Source organism: Aliivibrio sifiae, assembly GCF_002954705.1.
Classification (GTDB): Bacteria; Pseudomonadota; Gammaproteobacteria; order Enterobacterales; family Vibrionaceae; genus Aliivibrio; species Aliivibrio sifiae_A.
The window spans coordinates 2,000,306-2,024,285 of the sequence record NZ_MSCO01000001.1 but is presented as its reverse complement, the minus strand read 5'-3'; the positions used below and the strand labels follow the sequence as shown (position 1 = coordinate 2,024,285).

Annotated in this window: 20 protein-coding genes; 10 read left to right on the top strand and 10 right to left on the bottom strand. The window is 38.6% G+C overall.

Annotated elements, in window-relative coordinates:
• Positions 1-239 precede the first annotated feature (239 nt).
• Positions 240-1,466: an outer membrane protein transport protein gene (locus BTO22_RS08980; protein WP_105055185.1), complete on the bottom strand. Its 1,227-nt coding sequence runs from the start codon at positions 1,464-1,466 to the stop codon at positions 240-242.
• 876 nt (positions 1,467-2,342) lie between these two features.
• Here BTO22_RS08980 and fadI point away from each other — a divergent pair.
• A complete protein-coding gene (gene fadI, locus BTO22_RS08975) occupies positions 2,343-3,671 on the top strand; it encodes an acetyl-CoA C-acyltransferase FadI (protein WP_105055184.1) in 1,329 nt (442 codons plus the stop codon).
• Entirely contained in the window at positions 3,671-5,770 is a 2,100-nt protein-coding gene (gene fadJ, locus BTO22_RS08970) for a fatty acid oxidation complex subunit alpha FadJ (RefSeq protein WP_105055183.1), read from the top strand. The genes fadI and fadJ overlap by 1 nt, the downstream gene beginning before the upstream one ends.
• Positions 5,771-5,881: 111 nt before the next feature.
• On the opposite strand, the gene BTO22_RS08965 is transcribed toward fadJ, so the two are convergent.
• Positions 5,882-8,659: an insulinase family protein gene (locus tag BTO22_RS08965; RefSeq protein ID WP_105055182.1), complete on the bottom strand. Its 2,778-nt coding sequence runs from the start codon at positions 8,657-8,659 to the stop codon at positions 5,882-5,884.
• A 166-nt stretch (positions 8,660-8,825) separates the two neighbouring features.
• Here BTO22_RS08965 and sixA point away from each other — a divergent pair, with 166 nt between their 5' ends.
• Positions 8,826-9,296, top strand: a complete 471-nt coding sequence (gene sixA / locus BTO22_RS08960) for a phosphohistidine phosphatase SixA (RefSeq protein ID WP_105055181.1) — start codon at positions 8,826-8,828, stop codon at positions 9,294-9,296.
• Positions 9,297-9,374: 78 nt separating this feature from the next.
• Here the strand turns inward: sixA and smrB are convergent, their stop codons facing one another.
• A complete protein-coding gene (smrB, locus tag BTO22_RS08955) occupies positions 9,375-9,908 on the bottom strand; it encodes an endonuclease SmrB (protein WP_060991522.1) in 534 nt (177 codons plus the stop codon).
• 52 nt (positions 9,909-9,960) lie between these two features.
• Here smrB and prmB point away from each other — a divergent pair, with 52 nt between their 5' ends.
• A complete protein-coding gene (prmB, locus tag BTO22_RS08950) occupies positions 9,961-10,893 on the top strand; it encodes a 50S ribosomal protein L3 N(5)-glutamine methyltransferase (RefSeq protein WP_105055180.1) in 933 nt (310 codons plus the stop codon).
• A 611-nt stretch (positions 10,894-11,504) separates the two neighbouring features.
• Positions 11,505-12,590: a chorismate synthase gene (aroC, locus tag BTO22_RS08940; RefSeq protein ID WP_105055178.1), complete on the top strand. Its 1,086-nt coding sequence runs from the start codon at positions 11,505-11,507 to the stop codon at positions 12,588-12,590.
• Positions 12,591-12,774: 184 nt separating this feature from the next.
• On the opposite strand, the gene BTO22_RS08935 is transcribed toward aroC, so the two are convergent.
• Positions 12,775-13,413, bottom strand: a complete 639-nt coding sequence (locus BTO22_RS08935; RefSeq protein ID WP_105055177.1) for a trimeric intracellular cation channel family protein — start codon at positions 13,411-13,413, stop codon at positions 12,775-12,777.
• Between the two features lie 111 nt (positions 13,414-13,524).
• Complete coding sequence (locus BTO22_RS08930) at positions 13,525-14,052, bottom strand: MgtC/SapB family protein (protein ID WP_105055176.1); 528 nt, start codon at positions 14,050-14,052, stop codon at positions 13,525-13,527.
• Positions 14,053-14,224: 172 nt separating this feature from the next.
• On the opposite strand from BTO22_RS08930, the gene BTO22_RS08925 reads away from it, so the two are divergent.
• Positions 14,225-14,755 carry an elongation factor P hydroxylase gene (locus BTO22_RS08925; protein WP_105055175.1) on the top strand — a complete coding sequence of 177 codons (531 nt, stop codon included), beginning with the start codon at positions 14,225-14,227 and terminating at the stop codon, positions 14,753-14,755.
• 7 nt (positions 14,756-14,762) lie between these two features.
• On the top strand, positions 14,763-15,023 hold the full coding sequence (locus BTO22_RS08920; RefSeq protein ID WP_105055174.1) for a YfcL family protein: 261 nt from the start codon (positions 14,763-14,765) through the stop codon (positions 15,021-15,023).
• 81 nt (positions 15,024-15,104) lie between these two features.
• Here BTO22_RS08920 and BTO22_RS08915 read toward each other — a convergent pair whose 3' ends face one another.
• On the bottom strand, positions 15,105-15,530 hold the full coding sequence (locus tag BTO22_RS08915) for an HIT domain-containing protein (protein ID WP_105055173.1): 426 nt from the start codon (positions 15,528-15,530) through the stop codon (positions 15,105-15,107).
• Between the two features lie 78 nt (positions 15,531-15,608).
• Between BTO22_RS08915 and lpxM the strand changes: the two genes are divergently transcribed.
• Both lpxM and clcA read left to right on the top strand, forming a co-directional pair.
• A complete protein-coding gene (lpxM, locus tag BTO22_RS08910) occupies positions 15,609-16,550 on the top strand; it encodes a lauroyl-Kdo(2)-lipid IV(A) myristoyltransferase (RefSeq protein ID WP_105055172.1) in 942 nt (313 codons plus the stop codon).
• A gap of 222 nt (positions 16,551-16,772) precedes the next feature.
• On the top strand, positions 16,773-18,185 hold the full coding sequence (gene clcA / locus BTO22_RS08905) for a H(+)/Cl(-) exchange transporter ClcA (RefSeq protein WP_105055171.1): 1,413 nt from the start codon (positions 16,773-16,775) through the stop codon (positions 18,183-18,185).
• On the opposite strand, the gene BTO22_RS08900 is transcribed toward clcA, so the two are convergent.
• On the bottom strand, positions 18,162-18,764 hold the full coding sequence (locus BTO22_RS08900; protein WP_181044584.1) for an outer membrane beta-barrel protein: 603 nt from the start codon (positions 18,762-18,764) through the stop codon (positions 18,162-18,164). The genes clcA and BTO22_RS08900 overlap by 24 nt on opposite strands.
• Before the next feature lie 265 nt (positions 18,765-19,029).
• A complete protein-coding gene (gene rlmA / locus BTO22_RS08895) occupies positions 19,030-19,839 on the bottom strand; it encodes a 23S rRNA (guanine(745)-N(1))-methyltransferase (RefSeq protein WP_105055169.1) in 810 nt (269 codons plus the stop codon).
• A gap of 499 nt (positions 19,840-20,338) precedes the next feature.
• Between rlmA and BTO22_RS08890 the strand changes: the two genes are divergently transcribed.
• On the top strand, positions 20,339-21,388 hold the full coding sequence (locus BTO22_RS08890) for a porin (RefSeq protein ID WP_105055168.1): 1,050 nt from the start codon (positions 20,339-20,341) through the stop codon (positions 21,386-21,388).
• Between the two features lie 216 nt (positions 21,389-21,604).
• On the opposite strand, the gene BTO22_RS08885 is transcribed toward BTO22_RS08890, so the two are convergent.
• Together BTO22_RS08885 and BTO22_RS08880 are read right to left on the bottom strand one after the other, a co-directional pair.
• A complete protein-coding gene (locus tag BTO22_RS08885; RefSeq protein ID WP_105055167.1) occupies positions 21,605-22,105 on the bottom strand; it encodes a YfbU family protein in 501 nt (166 codons plus the stop codon).
• A 103-nt stretch (positions 22,106-22,208) separates the two neighbouring features.
• The gene (locus tag BTO22_RS08880) at positions 22,209-23,963 is read right to left on the bottom strand and encodes a formate--tetrahydrofolate ligase (protein ID WP_105055166.1); all 1,755 of its coding nucleotides are present in this window, start codon (positions 23,961-23,963) and stop codon (positions 22,209-22,211) included.
• Between the last annotated feature and the right edge of the window lie 17 nt (positions 23,964-23,980).

Below are 23,980 nucleotides of genomic sequence, written 5' to 3'. Positions count from 1 at the left end.
CTGCCCATCATTTGTTATAGCCACCGCGATCACAATATTGTTCTTCCCTTTGCTGATGAATCATTGAGATTGATTAAAGTAAATAGAAGGGAGAGTTGGAGGAGGCTCTTATAGAGCGAAGCGTTCTAGTTAGCGCAGCGTATCGTTTCTAGTTTGTATAATATTATTTTTGTGTAAGTGACGATCAAAAAAGGCCAGCGTGTGCTGACCTTTTAGTTTTAAACTTTTAAGAATAAATCTTAGAAGCTGTAGCTGTACTGAACACCAGCAAGAATTGCATCTGCGTGTGTTGTTGCTGTTAGAGTTTGAAGCGATGATTCTTCAACTTTAACATCATCACCCATTAGGTAAGTGAAGCCGAAGTCAACAGTGTGTTTTTTCTCAAAGTGGTAGCTGAAACCAGCAGAGAACCATTGGCGATCTGAATCCGGTACTGAAATTGATGTTAGTTCATCTTGAGCTGCTGTGTCGTACATGTAACCTGCACGTAATGTCCATGCATCATTTAGGAAGTAAGTACCACCAATCGCGTAATGCATACCATTCTGCCAATCATATGTGCTTTCACCTAGGCCACTTGGGTTATTGGTGAACTCGATTTGATCGAAATCACTCCAACCTATGTATTGAACAGAGTAATGTACTGCGAATTTAGTGTCTTTGATTTCGTGGTAACCAGAAAACTCAATCATATCAGGAAGTGGCAACGTTACTTTTTGATTGCCATCTTCAGCTTCAATTTCTGGGCTGTAGTGGTATGAGAAACCGAAACGGTTACGTTCATCTAATTCGTAGACAGTACCAAGATTGAATCCAAGACCTGTACCTGTAGCATCAATATCAACTAATGTTGCAGCTGTTGCTATGTCGCCAGTGACTGGGTTTTTAACTGATACTTGACGTTTTAAAGTGCCTGCACCATAGATAATATCTAATCCACCGCCAACGCTCCATTGCTCGTTAATACGGTAGGATGTGGTTAGAGCAAAGTTAACACTTTTAATTTCAGTTGTTCCACCTAGAGCGCTTGCTCCAATTGTTGTAGGACTTGTACCAAAATCATTTTCAAAATTATTTTCTGTACCGAAATTGGAATAAATACCAGCACCGAATGCCCATTTGTCATTTAAACGATGAATGTAGTAAATATTAGGAACTGGTGTACCACTGCCATTATTCGCATCATCAATTTCTTGAGCGTCATATTTGATATCACTAACTTCAATATCAGTATCAATGTAGTTTAAACCGCCTGAAAATTGTGATGAATCAAAAAGAGCCATTGCAGCGGCGTTACGTGACATTACAGATGCGTTATCAGCGATTACAGCATCACCAGCAAATGCACGGCCTAGGCCTGTTGCTGATTGTGCGTTTAGTTGGAAACCGGCAGCAGTAGCTTGTTGTGTTGCAAGAGTGATGGTAGCTGCTAGAAGTGTTTTAGAAAACAAGCGCTTCTTATTCATAATTTTTATATTCCATATATTGTTATTTCCTTTCAATTCTTACGACCGAAAAGATTTATTTTAGTTGAGACTGAGATCTCGACGCCGAGATAATAACGATCAGATCATAGACGACAAATCCGACCACTGCTAAAAAAACGTTAAAATTCGTGATCTGGTCGTGATTTGTACATAAATAGCAATTCAGTTGATATTAATAGAGCTTAAACTCTAATTTATTATGTTGGTTTCTGTTGTGTTTTTAATCTTAACTTATTGTTTTATTTGTGAAATAAATAGAACTTTTTACATTTAGAGCTTACACTCTAAATTGTAATGGCAGTGAAGATAAATTGATGATTAATCATGATTTTTAAATGGTATTTTATGGTGAGTGTTAATGAATGGTAAAATTGATATGTTTTGCAACTGCTTTTGTTGTGTTTAATTGATTTGAATAAAAGTAGTAAAAGAACATAAAATTGATCTATTTCAATAAATGAATTGAGATTCACGTTATAGTTGATCTCGTTATCTGGTTGAGCAATCAACCCGTTGAGCAAGATAACATTTCCTTTTGAAGGCTGACTTTACTTTCTCCTTATCAGGTGAAACTGATTTTACAATTGACTATTCGTTAATTGTTTTTTATTCTGACCACATCGATTGATGTGGTTTTTTTTTATCAAAATAGTCAGTAGGTTACATCCCACCGTTATCCTATTCGTTTCCATTTTTCTTAGTGATATTGTCATTTTCTACTGACAAACAATAAATTATGAGTGATTAATAATTCTCCGCTCACATTTCTACTATAACGTACTTCCCATAATTAACAAGTTAGTTACAATCCAGGTCTGACCACTTACGTTTTTAGTGTTTACGCAAGGAGATGCGATGTCAAATGGCAAACTATCAAAGACCTATCAACCACTCACAACACGACAAGGTGATCGTATTGCGGTTGTTTCAGGCATTCGAACCCCATTCGCTAAGCAATCGACCGCTTTTATTTCTACGCCTGCGGTAGATTTAGGAAAGCTTGCTGTAAAAGCATTAATGGATAAAACCGACATCGATCCTAAACTGATTGATCAAGTTGTCTTTGGGCAAGTGGTGCAAATGCCAGAAGCACCAAATATTGCACGTGAAATCGTATTAGGCACGGGAATGAACATTGGTACAGATGCTTACAGTGTGACCCGTGCCTGTGCAACCAGTTTCCAAACAACGGCTAATGTGGTGGAAAGCATTATGGCGGGCACAATAGATATCGGAATTGCCGGCGGTGCGGATTCTTCTTCCGTTCTTCCTATTGGCGTATCAAAGAAAATGGCCTCGACGTTACTTGCGTTAAGTAAAACTAAAACCATGAGCCAAAAATTGTCCCTTCTTCGTACATTATCGTTAAAAGACATTGCGCCAGTACCTCCAGCAGTCGCTGAATATTCTACTGGTATTTCAATGGGACAAACGGCCGAACAAATGGCAAAAAGTCACGGGATCACGCGTGAAGAACAAGATGCATTAGCTCATCGTTCCCATTCTTTAGCGGCTAAAGCGTGGAAAGGTGGATTGATACAAGATGAGGTAATGACCGCATTTCCAGAACCTTATAAAACATGGTTAGATCAAGACAATAATATTCGTCATGACTCTGATCTTGCGAGTTACGCAAAACTTCGACCAGCCTTTGATCGTAAATATGGTTCAGTTACAGCAGCGAACAGTACACCGTTAACAGACGGTGGAGCTGCATTGCTATTAATGAGTGAAAAGCGAGCGAAAGAATTAGGTTATGAACCACTTGGTTATATTCGATCTTTTGCTTTTAGTGCCATAGACGTACATCACGATATGTTGATGGGGCCGTCTTATGCTACACCAATGGCACTTGATAAAGCCGGTATTTCACTGTCTGACTTAACCTTGATTGATATGCATGAAGCCTTTGCAGCGCAGACTTTATCGAACGTAAAAATGTTTTCGTCTGATAAATTTGCTAAAGAATGCTTAGGGCGAGATAAAGCCATTGGTGAAGTTGATATGGATAAATTCAATGTACTTGGCGGTTCTATTGCCTACGGTCATCCATTTGCGGCCACAGGGGCAAGGATGATTATTCAAACATTGCGAGAACTAAAACGTCGTGGTGGGGGGCTTGGGCTAAATACAGCATGCGCGGCTGGTGGTTTAGGTGCAGCGATGGTATTGGAGGTTGAATAATGAGTGTAGCAAAAGAACATAAATCGATGGAACTTGTTGAAAATACCAGCGCATTTGTATGGCATAAAGATGAGCAAAATATTGCTTGGCTGACCATTGATGTCATCGATGAAAAAATGAATACCTTAAAAGCTGAATTCGCAGAGCAAGTCTCACAAGTATTGGATGAGATCGAAGCACAGCAAAAAGAGATTAAAGGCTTAGTCATTCAATCTGGTAAGCCTGATAGTTTTATAGCAGGTGCAGACATCAGCATGATAGCGAGTTGTCAAAGCGCGGCAGAAGCTCAAGTGTTGGCTGAAAAAGGTCAACAACTGTTCCAGCGTATCGAAGATTTACCATTTGCGACTGTCGCTGCTATTCATGGCCCGTGTTTAGGTGGTGGACTTGAATTAGCGTTGGCGTGTGATTATCGAATATGTAGTGATGACAATAAAACTAAGTTAGGTTTGCCTGAGGTTCAATTGGGTTTGCTTCCCGGATCAGGTGGAACACAAAGATTACCAAGATTAATCGGTTTGCTAGCCAGTTTAGATATCATTCTTACAGGTAAGCAATTACGACCGAAAAAAGCAGAGAAACTGGGCGTTGTTAATACTTCAGTTCCTTTGTCTATTTTATCTCGAACTGCCGCGGAGTTTGCATTAAAGAAAAAATCCAAAAATAAAGTAGATGTCAAAGAGTGGGGAATATCGAGAAACCCAATTGGTCGCAATGTTATTTTTTCTCAAGCTGAAAAACAAGCTCAAAAAAAAGCACGAGGTAATTACCCTGCGATTGCGGCAATTTTAGATAGCATTGAATATGGGCTAGATAAAGGCATCAAAAAAGGTCTACAGCGAGAAGCTGCTCAATTTGGCAAGTTAGCGATGACTCCAGAATCTGCAGCATTGCGATCTTTATTTTTTGCTATGACTGAAATGAAAAAAGAAAAAGGCAGTGATGCCGAACCAAAAGTAATTAATCATGTTGGTGTGCTAGGTGGCGGCTTAATGGGGGGAGGGATTGCTCACGTATCTATCGTAAAAGCGAAGAAGAATGTCATTATTAAAGATATCAGTAATGATGGCCTGCTAAACGCATACCAATATCATTACCAGCGCTTAGATAAATTAAGAAAACGTCGAATAGTAACCAAAGCTAAGTTACAGCAGCAGATGTTGCAACTTACGGGCGTGACAGATTTTAGTGGCTTTAAAAAATTAGATGTTGTGGTTGAAGCTGTTTTTGAAGATTTAGCTCTGAAGCAAGAGATGGTGAAAGCAGTGCAAGCACAGGGGCGAGAAGATATTATTTTCGCAACGAATACTTCTTCGCTTCCAATAGGCCAAATAGCCGAGAGGGCAGAAAGGCCTGAAAATATTATTGGTCTACATTATTTTAGTCCGGTAGAGAAAATGCCATTGGTCGAAGTTATTCCCCATGAAACCACCAGTGATGAGACTATTTCAACGGTCGTTTCTTTAGCTAAGCAACAGGGTAAAACACCGATAGTTGTAAAAGATTGTGCTGGTTTTTATGTTAATCGAATTTTAGCGCCATACATGAATGAAGCGGCGCGATTATTGTTAGCCGGTGAACCAATAGAAGTGATTGATGAAGCACTATTAGATTTTGGGTTCCCTGTTGGTCCAATTTCATTATTAGATGAAGTGGGGGTGGATATTGGCGCGAAAATTATGCCGATATTGGAAGTTGAATTAGGTGATAGATTCCGTAGCCCCGATGTGTTCAAAATCTTAATGGCTGATAAGCGTTTAGGTAAGAAAACCAAACGTGGTTTCTATATCTATAAAGGTAAGAAGAAAGAGCCTGACCAAGATATTTACACTCTACTTAATATCAAACCACACTCTCAGTTGACTAAAGAAGACATCGCAATGCGCTGTGTGCTTCCTATGTTATCTGAAGCAAAACGTTGTTTGGATGAAGGCATTATTCGTTCAGAAAGAGATGGTGATATTGGTGCTATCTTTGGGATTGGTTTCCCTCCTTTCTTAGGTGGACCATTTAGTTACATGGCGGCATTAGGTGAAGATAAGTTAGCAGTATTAATGAAGAAATATGCCGATAAATACGGAGACCGATTCACTCAATAATAGAACACTTAATCGTTTATATAGCCACCGTTTTACAATCTAAATAGAAAATAAAAGCCACCATAATCAACTAATTATGATGGCTTTTTATCTATTCATCAAAATAAAAGGCTATCCGAGATTCACATCTTTAGCTCTAAGTTGAAATTCATCAATAGAGTCAATCTCTAAGCCTACATCTAAACGATCATATTGTTGATGCTCAGTGCCTTGGCAATGCATAATCAACCGGTTAGCTGTGCGTGGCTTTAATATTCCAACCACAAAGCGCAGCATCTCAGTACGAGTTAAACTCTTTAGATCGTCAGTGACACGTTCTTTATGGTTGAAATTCTGATCTTTATTACCAATACAAGCCCAGAAACGTTGTGCTCGTCCACGCAGGTTTGTATCTGGATCAGATATTTGATCAATTAATCCTTGTTTACTGCTTTGCCATTGAGCTTCATTTAACTCTAATAGCACCATATAAAACGCATTTAAAAATTCATCAATTGAATCTAATAAAATAGCAGGTGGTGCCATAGGTGATTGGACGTATAAAATTAAACCTGGGTGTTTGTTTAGCGGTAAATTTCCGGTACCAACCATATAACCAAGTTGTTGTTTTGTTCGTATCTCGTGGAAGAAAGACGCCGACATTAAATGATTCGCTAAGGTATACAGCGCAAAACTTCGAGGATCTTCTTTTGGAGATTGATAGTAAATCAATAATGCTGAATCTGAATGATCACAGAATAACTCTCGTTGAAAAGTTCCAGAATTACCTAGCATGATCAAAGGTCGGAAAGACTCTTCATAGGTTTGATTTTGCATGCGTAATGCATTTTTGAGAGAATCACCTAAATCAAGCGCTTGTTGTTTTGACCAATCACCATAGACAAACATTTCGACATGCAACTCAGAAAACATGGCCTGAACAAAGTTGGGTAAATCATCCGCTTCTAGACTTTCCAGAGCCTCAAGTAATACAGGATAAGGGGGATTGTTTGGTTGTAAAATCCCAGATAACGCATTAAACAGCTGTGATATTGGACGCTCTTTGGAAGCATTACTCCAATGACGAATTAATTGCGTTTTAATAAACTCAAAGCGTTCAGCACTGAATTCTCGAGTCGTAAAGCGTTTTAAAATAACATCTAATAATAAAGGTTGTTTTTGACTGAACCCAGATAAGGTTAGTGTCACGCCACCTTGGTGGCAATAAAGGTTGTAGCCCATCCCTGCAATTTCAGCTTGGTAGGTTTCTTCGCTTAATGCATCCATTAGCATTTCAACACATAAGCGAGTCTTCACGATTTTTCTAGGGTCTGATATTGAATGGGGACTATCAATTGCGATGTAAACCATTCCTTTGGGGACATGGAATTCATCTTCTTGTTTATGCCATAGCCTAAATCCAGGTAAATCTTCAATTAAAGTTGGAAACTCGGTAATGTTTTCTAATGATTGAGGCTCTAAGTCATAACAAATATAGGGGTTTTTTTCTGGTAATAACAAGTCAGGGTGCAGTTCTTTTGTATCCCAAGTCGCTATTTGTTTTTGGCTAAGAGGGCGAACTGAATAAGGCGTGTGATACCATTTATCCTCATGGTCGTACTCTAGACCTTGTGCAACTAAGGTGACTCGCATTTGCTCTGGTGTTAGCAAGTCAAGAAGATCAATGATTTGATTTTCATGATAACCTTCCATCATATAGTCAGCGTATATTGCATCTTCAGCTTGGTAACGTTGTAGATTCATTACTAAATGACTGACTAAATCTAATGGTTTGCTCTTTTCTTGAAATTGGAATGCGGATTCTAAAACGGCTTTTTTCTCACTGTAGCGCCATTCATCAAGCCCTTGTTGCTTAATTAGTTCAATGTATTGGAAGGTAAGGCTGATGATCTCATCGGTTTTATCAAGTCCTTTTTCTGTTAGGTTGTAAGCCAGAGTGAATTCTCTGAAATTACTGCCACTGACTCCTCCGCCTGCGGTGAGTGAATTAATATAGCCTAATTTTTTTAGGTGAAGCATTAGGCTACCATCACCCTCATAGCCCAGTAAGTGGCCAAGATAGTTTAATGGTTTCGTTTTGTAGAAACGATCTTGATTTGGTAAATGAAAAGCTAAGCTTAATTTACGAACTTCTTTTAATGGCTCTATATTTATCCAGAAGCCTTGTTCTTTATCGGTGACATAAGGAACATCAACCACTTTATGACCAAGATTTTGATTTGGAATAGAACCAAAAGATTGAGTTGCAAGTAGCTCTAATTCACACAGAGGGCGGTTTCCAAGTACGACTGCAGTCATTAAATCAGCGGAATAATGTTGTTGATAAAAAGTCAGCATTTCATCTCGGATAGATGAGCCTTCAGCATCAGCTAAAGTATCAATACTACCGACTGAAAACTTTGAAAAAGGGTGCGCTTGATTAACTGTTTCTTTATGGACTTGATAAATTCGACGGACATCGTCTTTTAATTTTAATTTATATTCTGAATCGACAGCTTTTCTTTCTTTATCAACGGCTTCTTCGTTAAATAAAGAGGCATAAAAAAACTGACCGAACCGATCGAGGCCTTCTTCAAAGGCATTGTGTGAAATCTCAAAAAAGAAGGTCGTATGTTCCGTTCCTGTCCATGCGTTATTTGATCCTCCTTGTTGGTTAATAAAGGAATGAAATTCACCGACTTTAGGGTACTTTTTAGTACCAAGAAATAGCATATGTTCTAAAAAGTGGGCGAGTCCTGGGCGGTATTCAGGATCATCAAAGTGGCCGACATTTACCGAAAGGGCGGCGGAGGAACGAGGGGCTGCATCATCTTGAATCAGTAATACTGGCAGCTTGTTATCGAGTTCGATGAATCGATAGTGTTTTTTATCATTTGGGCTAATATGCACAGGGTGCTCCTGTTTGAAGGCATAGGGGGGTGATTTTTCACCTTTATTGTTATATTTATTTTTTTCAATTATGGCGCTGATAGCACAGAGTAGCAAACTCTCTCTTTCCTCTTTTTGGTTTTGCTTGCTACTATTGTGAGGTTAGTAATGATTTGAGAATGAATAAATGAAAGTATTCATAATGCGTCACGGTGAAGCAGAAGCGTATGCTCCTTCAGATGAAGAGCGTAATTTAACCCCACATGGTGAGAGTCAATCAGCAAAGATCGCACAATGGCTAATCGCTACGCATGGTGTTACGTTTGATTATGTTTTAGTGAGTCCGTACATTAGAGCCCAACAAACATGGCATATGATTAAGCCGATTTTGGATGTAGCAGGTGCTAAGGTTGAAATTTCTGATGAAATAACACCTTATGGTGATTCTGATGATGTGGTGGAGTATGTCAAAGCTTTAGGTAGTGTGGAAGATATTGAGAATATTTTGATTGTTTCTCATTTGCCCTTGGTAGGGTATTTAACGGCGGATTTTGTTCCCGGAATTATGCCGCCAATGTTCCCTACTTCTGCTATTTCTTGTGTTGAATTTTCTCATGCAACAGGAAAAAGTGAGCTTTTGTGGTTGCAGCAACCGTAGAATAAAGTATTAGAACAGTAAGGCTTAATAAAAAAGATCCCTACATGCTTTTTGCACTTATTTGGGATCTTTTTGTTTTTATCGATCAGGAATTGAAAGCAGAACTAAAATAGCACCAGCGCCACCAAATTCTAATGGGGCTTGATGGAAGGCCATTACATCAGGATGTTGAGCTAACCATAAAGGCACTTTTTGTTTAAGGATGTGCTTTCCAATACCGTGCATAACACTCGCACATGAAATGTTCTCTTTTAAACAATAGGCGATCATTGACCCCAATTCGCGCTTTGCTTCATCTTGTTTCATTCCATGCATATCTAAAAAGACATCAGGGACATAAACACCACGACGCAGACGCTTTACTTCGTATTTTGATACATCATCGCGGGCATAACGAACGGGTCCTTCTGTATTCAGAAGTGGTACAAATTCGTCAGAAAAGAAAAACTCTTCATTTTTCCCTTCTTTTAATGATTTTCTTTGCTGTTGTTGCTCGCTAAAGTTCTTACTCGGTTGATGGATTATGGTATCCTGTTGCAACTTTTTAGAGCCTTGTACTGCTTCACGGAACAGCGAAAGTTCGTCATCTGATAGGTGGTCGTTTTTGCTCATTTTAAGATTCCAATAATTAACAGCAGTATTATAACTTGTTTTGGGGGCAATTTTGGATAAGATTTTTGTAGAAGAGGCCGTTTCTGAGCTTCATACGTTACAAGATATGTTACGTTGGACGGTAAGCCGCTTTAATGCTGCGGGTCTTTTTTATGGTCACGGCACAGATAACGCATGGGATGAAGCTGTTCAATTAGTTCTTCCTACTCTGTATTTACCTATTGATGTTCCTGCGCACGTTCGTGAATCTCGTTTAACCTCAACAGAGCGTTTGCGTATTGTTGAGCGTGTCGTTCGTCGTATTAATGAGCGCATTCCTACTGCTTATTTAACCAATAAAGCATGGTTCTGTGGTCTTGAGTTCTTTGTTGATGAGCGTGTTCTTGTACCTCGTTCACCAATTGCTGAATTAATTGAAACGCAATTTGAACCGTGGTTAAAAGAAGAACCAACTCGTATTATGGATCTTTGTACAGGCAGTGGTTGTATTGCGATTGCTTGTGCTCATGCATTCCCAAATGCAGAAGTAGATGCGATTGATATCTCAACTGACGCCTTAATGGTTGCAGAGCAAAACGTACAAGATCATGGCATGGAGCAGCAAGTGTTCCCTATGCGTTCAGATCTTCTGCGTGATATCCCTAAAGATCAGTATAACTTTATTGTTTCTAACCCACCTTATGTGGATGAAGAAGACATGAATAGCTTACCTGAAGAGTTTGAGCATGAGCCTGAATTAGGTTTAGCAGCTGGATCTGATGGTTTGAAATTAGTTCGTCGTATTCTTGCTAATGCACCTGATTATCTTACAGATGAAGGTTTCTTGATCTGTGAAGTAGGTAACTCTATGGTTCATATGATGGAGCAATACCCAGAAATTCCATTTACTTGGATTGAGTTTGCTGAAGGTGGACATGGTGTATTCATGTTAACTAAACAGCAGCTTCTTGATTGTGCTGAAGAGTTTTCTCTTTACCGCGATTAAGCTAGAAATACTTAATTATGATAAAAAGCCTAATGTTCGCATTGGGCTTTTTTTATGCGTTTTTACTTTGTGACATGGCAAAATCAAGACGATTACGAAGAGTTTGTTGCTTTTCGCTGATGTTATTTTTACGCAATGCTTTTTTTACTAGACGAAGTAGTTTCATTTTCTTCTCTTAATCGTTAATGATATTAAGTAATTAGCAGGAATGATGCCAATTATTTTTTGCTATCCTTTCGTTAAAAACTTCATCCATGAATTGTTTATTTTATCAACATCTTTGTATTTATTTTAAGTTTTTGGCTCATTAATGAATCAAGTGTTAATTATACGTTGTAGCATCGATGTCAGTAAAGGGATATTCCTAAAATTGAGAGTCTTATCAATTAATATTACTTTTTGGATCAAAGTCACAAATTGCCGCTTTTGTTTTTTAAAACCATAATTATGGCAAAGAAAATTAGGAGTAAGAAAAAGGTGCATCCACTAATTTAGAGAGAAAGCATTGCTAGGGGCTTTACTCTTACTGAGATTCAAGACAATATGGTTTTATTGAAAACTGATTATTAGTCAGTTAATAGTGGCGAATCAATTTATTTACAGAGGAAGTAATGGCTGGAAACTCTATTGGACAACATTTTCGAGTAACAACATTTGGTGAAAGCCATGGTTTGGCATTAGGTTGCATTGTTGATGGCTGCCCTCCAGGGTTAGAATTAACAGAGGCAGATCTACAAATCGATTTAGATCGCCGTAAACCAGGAACATCAAAATATACAACTCAACGCCGTGAAGCGGATGAAGTTAAAATTCTATCGGGTGTTTTTGAAGGTAAAACGACAGGCACTTCAATTGGTTTATTGATTGAAAATACCGATCAACGCTCTAAAGACTATTCTGAAATTAAAGATAAGTTCCGTCCGGGACATGCAGATTATACTTACCATCAGAAATATGGACAACGCGATTATCGTGGTGGCGGTCGCTCATCAGCTCGTGAAACCGCGATGCGTGTAGCGGCAGGTGCTGTAGCAAAGAAATACTTAAAACAAGAGTTTGGTATTGAGATCCGCGCTTACTTATCACAAATGGGTGATGTTGCCATTGATTCTGTTGATTGGAATGAAATTGAAAACAACGCCTTCTTCTGTCCTGATGCGAGTAAAGTTGACGCCTTTGATGAGCTTATTCGTAAGCTAAAGAAAGAGGGTGATTCTATTGGTGCTAAAATTACCGTCGTAGCACAAGGTGTTCCGGTTGGTTTAGGTGAACCTGTATTTGATCGTTTAGACGCAGATGTTGCTCATGCTTTAATGGGAATCAACGCGGTTAAAGGCGTTGAGATTGGCGATGGCTTTGAAGTGGTTCAACAACGTGGTTCTGAGCATCGTGATCCATTAACACCTGAAGGTTTTAGTTCAAACCATGCGGGTGGTATTTTAGGTGGTATTTCATCTGGCCAAGATATTGTGGCTCACATTGCGTTAAAACCAACTTCTAGTATTACTGTTCCGGGTGAAACGATTACTCGTAGCGGTGAAAAAACAGAGCTAATTACGAAAGGACGTCATGATCCTTGTGTTGGTATCCGTGCGGTTCCGATTGCAGAAGCGATGTTAGCGATTGTGGTTATGGATCATCTAGTTCGTCATCGTGGACAGAACTTTGGCGTACAAACAGAAACGCCTAAGATTTAGTGGTAGGAGATAGGGACTAGTTTTTAGGGACGAGTTAAGAGCGGAAGAACCTTCCTCTACTATTAATAGACATAAATAAAAAGAGCCAGATTGAAGTTACATTCGATCTGGCTCTTTCTGTTTGTATTTGATATTTAGCTCTTCCTAGCCCCTAAGATCTCGTCCCTAGCCTCTTTAACGTTTATCACTTCTTAACGCTTTCAGGCTGATCTTCGGTAATATCTAAATGAAACACTGGTAAGCACCAACCAAATTTTACTGCTGCCATACGAGCAGAGAAACCGATAATAATGGTAGCGATAGTTGCGATCAATTCGCTGACATTAAAGTGTAATAATCCGATGTATAGAACAGAGGATAATAGTGATATAGACGCATACAGTTCTTTGTGCAATACCATTGGCATTTGGCGACAGAATAAATCACGTAATAAACCACCAAACACACCAGTGACGATAGCGGCAACCACACAAATTAATGGATGTAACCCCATATCTAATGCGACTTGAGAGCCGATAATACTAAAAACAATAAGACCAATTGCATCTAATAATACAAAGAAACGATGGTTTTTTGCTACCCATGGGCCAATCCATGTGGTTAATACGCCTGCTATGCAAGTGATAACAAGAAAATGTGGATTCTTCACCCAACCAACTGGATAGTGACCCAGCAAGATGTCACGCACAGTACCGCCACCAATTGCTGTTGCACTGGCCACCAGCATAACACCAAACCAATCCATTTTTTTCTTACCAGCGGCTAATGCACCTGTCATTGCTTCAGCTGTAATCCCAATAATATAAAGAATTGTTAATAACATTTTCTAATACCATACCGTGTCGTGTTGGTGAAATAATAAGGCAGGGATTTTATGAGATTAAATCAATAATGACGAATGAAAAAAACTATTCTGATTCTTTTCGGATTAGTTTTATTTATGCCTATTGTCGAGGTTTTGAGATCTTGGTTTGTGGGTTCTTATATTAAGGAATTTTTGATGTACGCCTCGACGAAGACTTTTAAACGTATTCTCAAGCTTATCAATACCTAATAAAACAAATAAAGCGAGTAAAGTAATTATGATTGATTGTTGAATGTAACCCAGTGCTATCATCATTCCTAATGCGGCTAAAACCCAAATGATGGCGGCAGAGGTAACGCCGTGGATTTTTTCATCGAGAGTCATCATTACTCCGGCACCAAGAAAGCCAATACCGGTAATGATTTGTCCAAGAACTCGTGCATGGTCAAGGGAATTAACAGATAAAGACATAGCCATCGCTAAGAAAAAATAAGTACCTGAAATAATTAAAATAGAGGTTCTTATTCCTACTGGTTTCCCTCTGGTTTGCCTTTCAATACCAATTAATAAACCGTTAAAAGCACAAGCTGAAATAGCAGTCCAAGAAAAAGGGCCTAAATCAAGTAATTGAGCAAGTTGCAAAGTGATGTCATTCACGGGTGGTGAAGATCCAGTAGAAGGAAAGAGATAATTATTGAGAATATCAGTGCACACTTTTTACAGATAATGAATAATTTTGAAACAGAGGATAAAAATTATTTATCTAGATAGGTCTTTGTCTTTGCTTCAGGTAGAATGTCGCCCTCTTTATTATTGCTAAGCTTTTCGTATGCCTCATCAATACTCAGATTTAATTTCTATATTTAATGCTACTTTTCTTGAGTCTTTTAATACTAAACTCGTATTAGGTGGCGATGAACCTATTTACTTACCTGCAGATAGTGAGTTTGATTATCATCGAATTATTTTTGCTCGTGGTTTTTATCAATCAGGTATGCATGAAATTGCGCATTGGTGTGTTGCTGGCCCTGAACGTCGGTTATTAGAAGATTTTGGTTATTGGTATGAACCAGACGGTCGAACTGAACAGGTTCAATCTGAGTTTGAGAAGGTGGAGATCCGTCCTCAAGCGTACGAATGGATCCTATCATTAAGTGCTGGTTTAAAATTTAATGTTAGTTGTGACAACTTAAATGGTGATTTCGAGCCAGATCGTTTAGCATTCATGGCTAAAGTAAATAATGAAGTGATGGGTATTTTAGATAATGGATTACCTCCACGTGTAGAAATGTTGTCAAATGCATTGCGTGAGTTTTATCAAATAGCCCCTCTAACGAAAGAACAATTTATTGTCCAATAGGAAAAAGATGATCATTGAATTTGAAGAAAAAATGCTTGAACTGATTGATGCTCGTATTGAAACAGCGTCGGATGATGAGCTATTTGCTGGCGGCTATTTAAGAGGCCACATTTCATTATCTGTTGCTAAGTGTGAAGAAGAAGGCATTGCTGATATTGAAGTTTTGAAAGTACGTATCAATGAAAGTCTTGACGCTGCAAAGTCAGAGTTATCTCCTGCAGATCGCATTATTGTTGCCGATCTATGGGATGAACTGCAAAACGCTTAGAATTAGCAGTATCAAATTAGAAGAAAGGCAGGTCGATTGAGTCCTGCCTTTTTTATATCATCATTTTTTATTCGTTGTTAACTAACGTTTAAAGCCCGATATAGCATCTAGTTTGTCACGAAGCGAATACACCAATGAGGTTTGAGCCGATTGCTCTCTTATTACACCATTTGTATTTCCCCATACTGGTCCCGGCCAAGCGCAATCTGTAGTAAAGCGAGCAATGTGGTGGATGTGAAGTTGAGGAACTAAATTCCCTAATGCACCAATGTTAATTTTATCTGGTGCAAAGTTATCTTCTAACAGTTGAGCTACCGCACTTGATTCTTGAATAAACTGAATTTGTTGTGCTTCTGTCATATGGTGTATTTCTTTTAATTCATTAATTCTTGGTACTAAAATTAACCAAGGGCCGATCTCTTCTTTAATCATTAATACTTTACATAAAGGAAGGTCACCTAAAATGATGCAGTCTTGTTCTAAACGGGGGGGTAATTGAAAAGCCATTCGTATTTCCTTGGTTTCTATCAGCAATGCTTTGTTATATCATAATCGGCTTATAATGAAGAATAAGTGAATCTATTCATGAGTGAAAAAGTCGATAAAAATGTATATAACCCAACTTTTCAGTGGGCGTTTCTCCATCCTAGATATTGGCTTACATGGTTAGGGGTTGGTTTCGCTGTTATTTTGGCGTTTGTTCCTTTTCGAGTACGTGACAAGTTAGCAGCAAAGATAGTTAAATTGGTACTTAAAAAGCCAAGTGGTGGGATTAAACGCGCTAAATTGAACATTGCGACTTGTTTTCCTGAGAAGTCAGAGCAAGAGCAACAAAAGTTACTAGAAGATACCTATATTACAGGGGCCCAAGTTATGCTTGGGTTCTCTGAGTTAATTGTTCGCAGTCGCAAACATAATGAAAATAGAGGTATTTTTGTTGGTGGCGAGAATTTATTCCCTCTTTTAGAGCAAAAAGAGAATATTATTATTCTTGCTCCCCATGCGTGGGCGATTGATTTTCCTGCGATCTTACTTGCGTCTCGTGGTTACCATGTGACGACTATGATGAAACCTCAGAAGAACCCAATTACTGATTGGCTAATGCATGTTCAGCGTATGCAGTATGGTGGTAAAATTTATGCTCGTAGTGCAGGAATTAAACCGTTAATTAAAGCAATTAGAGAAGGTTATTTAGCCTATTATTTACCAGATGAGGATCATGGACCACAAAATAGTGTATTCGTGCCTTTCTTTGCGACTCAAAAAGCGACATTAAAAGGTTTTGGTAAATTGGCTCGTTTATCAAAAGCGAAAGTGGTTCCAATGTTGCCATCTTATAATGCAGAAACAGGGCAGTTTGAAATTATTACTCTACCTGCGATTGCTGATTTTCCATCTGGTGATGAAGAAACCGATGCTCGTGCAATGAATATTGCAATTGAGCAGTTGGTTACTGAGCGTCCAGAGCAATATATGTGGGTACTTAATTTACTGCGCTCTCGTCCAGATGGTAGCCGTCTTTATTAAGATTGATAAAATGTAATTTTTATAAAGCTCACTTCACTTTGAAATGGGCTTTTTTTGTGTCTATTTATTTTTTTGATTTATATCAAACTTCGATCTTGGTCATTTAATCAATCTAAGTTTTTGTAAATGGTTAGGGTCTATTCAGATGCAGAGCGTATAATTATTTATGATCTCTGTTCTGTAACGCTCATAATGCTCTTTAGTGCTAAGTTGATACGATAAATGCCAAAATCACCCAATTTTCGTTTCTTTCAAGGTGGGATGTTAAAGCATCGCACAACACCTAAATTTTTAACTACACAAACTGATTACTATGCACTGCTTTTTCTATCTGCTTTAGTTGGTGGTATTGCGGGTTCTGTTGTGGCTTTATTTGAAGCTTCAATCCGTTTGATTTCAGAACAACGTCTACATTTCATTCATAGCTTTCCTTATTCAGAATATCTAGCTCCAGTTGCCGCTGTACTCGCAGGGGCTGCAATGGCCGCTTTGGGTTTTTGGCTTACGTTTAAGTTTGCACCAGAAACAGCGGGTAGTGGTATTCCTCATATTGAAGGGGCATTGGATGGTACTCAGGAAATTCGTTGGGCGAGGGTGCTACCTGTTAAATTTATTGCAGGGACGCTAACTATTGCTTCAGGAATGGTACTTGGTCGTGAAGGGCCATCAATTCAAATTGGTGGTACTGTAGGGCGAATGATTGCAAGTAAAGGAAAACGATTTAGTCATTCTTCTCATATATTAACAGCAGCTGGTGCAGCAGCAGGTTTAGCCGCTGCATTTAATGCACCTTTAGCGGGGATCTTGTTTGTAGTTGAAGAGATGCGACCTCAATTTAGATATAACATTACATCTATTAAGTGTGTGACATTAGCGACTGCCGTTGCAACCATTGTTATGCGTTCCTTACATGGGCAAGAAGCATTTTTAACTATTCCAAGCTTTGAGGTTCCTCCACTTCGTTCTCTAATATTATTTGCGATTCTGGGTATTATATTTGGCATTATTGGGGTTAACTTTAATAAATGGATTCTAAAAGGAACAAGTAAAGTAAAACAAATTCATCAGAATAAGTTGTCTCGTATCGTATTGATGGGCGCGGCGTTTGGTGGCACTTTTGCTTTGCTGCATTTAGTTATTCCAGAATTATCTGGTAGTGGCATGGAAATCATTACTGAGATGTTTTATAGCCCAATGGCTTGGGTGCTTATGGTTGGTTTCTTTGTTTTACGAGTCGTGGTGACGGTCGCCTGTTTCTCATCGGGAGCACCGGGCGGTATTTTTGCTCCGATGTTGGCATTAGGTACTTTACTTGGTCTATCTTATGGTGTCGTAATGTCAACTTGGTTCCCTGGCTGGATATCAAGCCCTGGAGTCTATGCGATTGCCGGGATGGGGGCGTTATTTGCTGCAACAGTGAGAGCGCCTGTGACTGGTGTAATTCTTGTTGTAGAGATGACCAATAATTATCAATTGATATTGCCTTTACTTGTTACAACACTAGGCGCTACTTTTATTGCTCAGGCGTTAGGTGGACAACCTTTATATTCTGCTTTATTGAAGCAATCTTCACTTAAAGACAAAGAGTTGAGGACAGATCGCCAAGCCCCTTTAAAAGATGTAACTCAAGATTAGTTGAGTTGATAAAAGGTCGATAGCAACGCCATCAGAAATTACTCTCCCCATGGTGTAACTTGCTGCTATATTTAATGAATATGGCAGTGAGTATCCAATTTCAACGCCATAAGATAATCCGACTTCCTTTATTGATTTTTCACCAGAGATTGTTGTTTGTAAGGTTGTTCCGTTTGTATTCGTTTGAGATAAACTATCAACCATTAAATCTAAAGAATATTGATGAACGCCAAGGATACTTGCTAAATAGAAATCAGAATCAAAAAGATAAGATTGATATTTTAAGTTCATGCCTATAGAACTCGCATCTATTTCTACATTATCATAGCCAAAATTATCGGTTAAATGATGTTCATAGCTCCCTATCTTGCTGTACTCTAACTCAACAACGAGATTGTAATTTGGCGCTAATACAAACGGATAACCGATCTTTATGAACGCTCCCTTTTCTAAATCAATTTCAGCCCCATTTAATGTTAATGATGATTTTTCTAATCCAGAGGATAGGTAAACATTATCCAGCTTAGCGAAACTATAATTAGAAATAAGCAGCAACGTACAAATAAGTAAACACTTCATAAGATTCATCCATATTGATTAATATGTAAGTATCAGACCAGACAATATCTCTCCTCGTTGTTCTCTCGGAGTTCGATAAAATGGTGCTTTATCGGTGTATTGTGATCTACATCAAGTTTTACGCTGCGTTTTTATATTGTAGGCAGGAATGGACGAAAAGTGAGAGCAAGATAGAAGGGGGATTGGTGTTTTTTATAAAAATGCCAAATAACTTGTTATTAATTAAATAGTTATCTGGCGTCTTATTTTTGATACTTTCTGCTGTTTACTTTTTATAAACTCTAATCATAAAGTCTGCTTTGCAGTTAAAAGAAGCTTTATTTTTAAGTTCAGTTTTGAACTCAGCTGTTGCTTTCCATGCAAAAGGTGTCATGTCTAATAAGTGTAATGCTTCTTGACCATTTAAATGCATATCGTAAGTTAATTTCTTCTCTTCAATAAGCTTAAAGCCTGTGAGTTCCTCTGCTGTTTCATCATGTAAGCGAACATCACCATATACACCTTCACGTAATTCATACAAGTGATGACTTGCTGGCGTTACCGTAAATAAGTATCCACATTCTTTAATTGTGCGGTGGAGTTCTTCTGCTTTACATGGTGCATAAATACGCACGATGCCATCTAAGCTTTCGTCAGAAAAGGGTAAACGGTGACTAGAAGCAACGCTAAATTGGCAATTAAGATAGCGTTTAGCTGCATATTTAACTGCTACCTTTGAAATATCAAGCCCAAAGACGGTTGCGCCTTCGCCACTTAATTGTTCTGCAATTTTAGAGGTGTAGTAACCTTCTCCACAACCAATATCTAATAGATTGGCTGAGCTATCGGTTACGTAATGCTGACATAAATCTGCAACTTGTTGTTGCATCGGTTGGTAATGTCCTGCTTCTAGAAATGCACGTCTTGCTTGCATCATTTCTTTATTATCGCCTGGATTTTTAGAACGTTTATGATGAGCAGGCATCAGGTTTACATAACCTTCTTTCGCGTTATCAAACTGATGGTTGTTTTCACAACGATATTGGTTGCTAGTAAGGTGCAACTCGGATTGACATAAAGGGCATTGATAAGACATAACCAGACCTGAAATTAGATTAGGGCTGCAGTGTACTTCTTCATTTCTAGAATAAAAAGACCCGCCAATAAAAAATCTACTCGTCTATTTATTTTTTATCTCAAAATTAATAATGTGATTCACTTCAAATCTTCCTTCTAATAGAAGCTAACAAGACCTTTTTTGTTATCAATTTGTAGTGATCAATATCACCTAAATTGTTAATTATAGACTCGAAAAATGTGATCTTGAGTATTTCTAGGTGTAAAAAGGTAAATTTAAAATTTGATGTAAATGCAATAACATTATGATTTTAATATTTTTATACTTTTTTATAAAGGCTGTTTTTGAACTTGGTCAAACTATGAATGAGCTTTATTTTTTAGAGCGAATTAATAGGGCATGATTTGTCTCAACGGATTCAGATAAACATGTATGGATTACAAGTATTCTTGAGTTTGGCGTCTAAACAAGTAGAACAGCTAAACCAAAATAAGTTCAAAAATATAGGGCGTATAACATGAAAAAGACACTTTTAGCACTAGCAGTACCAGCACTTTTAATGGCAGGTTCAGCTTCAGCAGCAACGGTATACACAGCAGAAGATGGTTCGACAGTTGATGTGTATAGCCGTTTAGGTTTCAATATTACAGATCGTAATGATGATGGCGATTCTGTTGGTAATTTTGATGCTCGTATCGGTTTGGGTGGTTCTCAAGTTGTTAATGATCAAGTATCTGTTATTGGTTGGGCTGAATATCAAGTAAACGCAGCTGAAGCTCGCGGTAATGGTGATTGGTCTCCTCGATACGTATGGGCTGGTATTGATGCATCAGAAGCAGGTAAGGTGACATTTGGTCGTGTAGCCTCTGGCGTTATCATGCTTTCTGATATTGGTGATGTATTTGCCGCGTCTGATGTGGTTCTGGGTCGTCAATCACAGTTAGTTGATAATTCATCTTCTCAAACTTTCCGTCAAGATGGCACAATCCAATATCAAAACAGTTTTGGTGCGTTTGATATGTCGGTTGCATACATTCTTGGTAACACAGATTCAGATCAAGATGGTTCTTACAATGCAGTAGGTCGTTATACGTTTGATTTAGGTGATGCTGGTACATTAGCGCCTGTATTAGCATATCAAGCAAACAGTACTGGTGATAATGCGGCAAACCCTGATGCTGATTACACATTCTGGGGTGCAGGTCTTCAGTACAAATTAAACGCTTTGACACTTGGTGCAATGTATAACCAAGATGAAATTGAAGGCGTTTACTCTGATAAGTCGACAGATAAGAGCTATGAATTAACAGCTGTATACGATATCAATGATGATTGGACTGCACGTATGGGCTACCGTTCATTAGAAAACAGCGGCGGTGATGAAGCGGAATACAAAGATACAACGTTTGAAGTTCAATACCACTTAACGGCTCGCTCTTCTATCTATACAAGTTACGTAATGCGTGATGGTGACAACGGTAATGCAACGACAGCTGGTGCAGTAATGACTGATTGGAACAATGCTGAAGAAGATTACTACCACCTAGGTCTTCGCTATGAATTCTAATCTGACCAATAATGTTGATATTGCTGTTAATCTATAAGGGTGGATTCTTAGTTAACTATCAATCAGGTTAGAAAATCAAAATCCTCACTGATCCGTCAGTGGGGATTTTTTCTTTTAGATAGACATGAAACACTTGAATTGTAGGCATAAAAAATCCCCGACAGAGTGCGAGGATTTTAAATAGATTATTTATGCTTACTCTGATTTATATAGAAATTAAGCGTTAAAGATTTGCGCCATTTCAGTTGAGCATAAGTGATATTGGCGTGGACAGTTGCGCCATGTTGTTAGCATACGACGATATTTATCAGTCATAGGCATCTGGCTGTTGAAGTGATGGTCTGCTTTATCAAACTGAGAGTATAAACCTTCAGAATTTGTTAAGAAGCGAACGTAATTCACTTGCTGTGCTTCTGTTGCAATATCAAAGCCTAAAAATTGAAGACGACGGGCATCAACTTTTGCTTGGCATTCAGGCACTAACATATTGTAAGACTCTTGCATTGCGTGATACATCTCCATGAAGTCGATGATTTCACGACATTCTGTTTCTGTTATACAACCAAAGTCTTTATCTAATTCACGAATTTGCAGTTCATAACCACGTTCAACAATCAGTTGTTGGCGTTTATATTTTTCTGCATTTGCAGGATCCATTTGTGACATTAAGTAGTACTGATTTGAAAGAATCAAGCGTTGAGCATTAGTCATATCCATCAGGATAACCTCAAAAATTATAAGTAAATTTGTATAAAAAGTTGAAGCTAGATTAACAGTAAATGTAGCACATAGAATATGATCTATATTAAGTTATGTGATCTTAGCTTAGTCCTGTTATGTTTCCATCTGTATCAATGTCTAAATTCATAAATGCAGGTTTTTCTGGTAAACCAGGCATCGTCATTACGTTGCCACATAGTGCATAAATAAAGCCAGCTCCTGCACACAATTTTAATTCGCGTATTGGCACGATAAAGTCGGTTGGTGCACCTTTGATATTACCGTCAGTAGAGATAGATGCTGGTGTTTTTGCCATACATACAGACAATGATTGGTAACCTAGTTTTTCAAACTGCTCCAATTGTTGCTGTGCTTTTTCAGATAATTCAATACGTTCTGCACCGTATCCTTGAATGGCAACCGCGGTTAATTTATCAAATAAGCTCATTTCTGGGGTATATAAAGGGGTAAATGTTGTGTTCTTTTCACAAGCTAAGACGACTTTTTTAGCTAGCTCTAATGCACCTTCACCACCTTTAACAAAGGCTTCACTGATCGCAACGTCAACATTCATGTGATTCGATAATGTTGAAACCCAATCTTTTAAGAAACTTAATTCTTCTTGGGTGTCTTCTGGGAATCGATTGATAGCAACAACAACAGGTAAACCGTATTTAGCACAATTAGCAATGTGCCATTGTAGGTTAGTCAATCCAGCATTTAGTGCGTCTTGGTTTGGTATGAATAGAGCCTTTGGTAAAGCTTGTCCTGGAGATAGTGGGAATAATCCAGAGTTTGCTTTAATACCGCGTAACGTCGCAACAAGTACGGCACAATCAGGCGCTTTTCCTGATAAAGGAGCTTTAATATTACAGGCTTTCTCTAGGCCCATATCTGAGCCAAAACCACCTTCGGTCACTGTATAATTTGTTAATTTTAATGCGATGTTATCGGCAATAATCGACGAGTTACCGTGAGCGATGTTAGCAAAAGGACCTGAGTGAACAAAGGTAGGTACGCCTTCTAATGTTTGCATCAGAGTCGGATTAATTGCAAACTTCATCGTGACAGTCATTGCACCAGCAACTTGCAGGTCTTCAGTTGTTACGGGGTCTCCATCAAAGTTATAAGCAACCACAATTCGCCCAATACGTTGACGTAAATCTTGAAGATCGGCCGCTAAGGCTAGAATCGCCATGAGCTCAGAAGCGGCGGTAATATCAAAGCCATCCTCACGTTGGTAGCCGTTAATCGTTTTTCCGTCTTCATTTTTGCCAATAGTGACCATACGAAGTGCACGATCGTTATGGTCCATTACACGCTTCCACACCACTTGAGATGGGTCAATTCGTAAAGCGGGTAAATCATTCTTTTGAGCGAATTCTTCATAACCTAAACGTTGTTCGTGATAGATACGAGCATCAATAGCAGCAGAAGCTAGGTTGTGTGCAGCAGTAATCGCGTGAATGTCACCAGTTAAGTGAAGGTTTAACTCTTCCATTGGTGCTACTTGACTGTAACCACCACCAGCAGCTCCGCCTTTTACCCCAAATACAGGCCCCATTGACGGTTGACGAATGCATGCGCTAACTGATTTTCCTAATTTAGCAAGACCTTGTGCTAAACCAATAGTTGTTACTGTTTTTCCTTCACCAAGAGGGGTCGGGGTAATTGCACTAACAAGGATTAATTTACCATTTGGTTTGTTTTCAAGGTGTTTTAAAGCATCGATATTGACCTTTGCCTTGTAACGACCTTGTGGGGTAATGTCACCATCATGCAGCCCTAAGCTTGACGCAATCGTTTTCATTCTTGTAAGTGTCGCAGTTTGGCAGATCTCAATATCGCTTTTCATAATAACGGGAACCTTTA

Coding starts and splice junctions, on each gene's coding strand:
- BTO22_RS08980 (WP_105055185.1), bottom strand. CDS start 1,466: ATGAATAAGAAGCGCTTGTTTTCTAAAACACTTCTAGCAGCTACCATC.
- fadI (WP_105055184.1), top strand. CDS start 2,343: ATGTCAAATGGCAAACTATCAAAGACCTATCAACCACTCACAACACGA.
- fadJ (WP_105055183.1), top strand. CDS start 3,671: ATGAGTGTAGCAAAAGAACATAAATCGATGGAACTTGTTGAAAATACC.
- sixA (WP_105055181.1), top strand. CDS start 8,826: ATGAAAGTATTCATAATGCGTCACGGTGAAGCAGAAGCGTATGCTCCT.
- smrB (WP_060991522.1), bottom strand. CDS start 9,908: ATGAGCAAAAACGACCACCTATCAGATGACGAACTTTCGCTGTTCCGT.
- aroC (WP_105055178.1), top strand. CDS start 11,505: ATGGCTGGAAACTCTATTGGACAACATTTTCGAGTAACAACATTTGGT.
- BTO22_RS08935 (WP_105055177.1), bottom strand. CDS start 13,413: ATGTTATTAACAATTCTTTATATTATTGGGATTACAGCTGAAGCAATG.
- BTO22_RS08925 (WP_105055175.1), top strand. CDS start 14,225: ATGCCTCATCAATACTCAGATTTAATTTCTATATTTAATGCTACTTTT.
- BTO22_RS08920 (WP_105055174.1), top strand. CDS start 14,763: ATGATCATTGAATTTGAAGAAAAAATGCTTGAACTGATTGATGCTCGT.
- BTO22_RS08915 (WP_105055173.1), bottom strand. CDS start 15,530: ATGGCTTTTCAATTACCCCCCCGTTTAGAACAAGACTGCATCATTTTA.
- lpxM (WP_105055172.1), top strand. CDS start 15,609: ATGAGTGAAAAAGTCGATAAAAATGTATATAACCCAACTTTTCAGTGG.
- clcA (WP_105055171.1), top strand. CDS start 16,773: ATGCCAAAATCACCCAATTTTCGTTTCTTTCAAGGTGGGATGTTAAAG.
- BTO22_RS08900 (WP_181044584.1), bottom strand. CDS start 18,764: ATGAAGTGTTTACTTATTTGTACGTTGCTGCTTATTTCTAATTATAGT.
- rlmA (WP_105055169.1), bottom strand. CDS start 19,839: ATGTCTTATCAATGCCCTTTATGTCAATCCGAGTTGCACCTTACTAGC.
- BTO22_RS08890 (WP_105055168.1), top strand. CDS start 20,339: ATGAAAAAGACACTTTTAGCACTAGCAGTACCAGCACTTTTAATGGCA.
- BTO22_RS08885 (WP_105055167.1), bottom strand. CDS start 22,105: ATGGATATGACTAATGCTCAACGCTTGATTCTTTCAAATCAGTACTAC.
- BTO22_RS08880 (WP_105055166.1), bottom strand. CDS start 23,963: ATGAAAAGCGATATTGAGATCTGCCAAACTGCGACACTTACAAGAATG.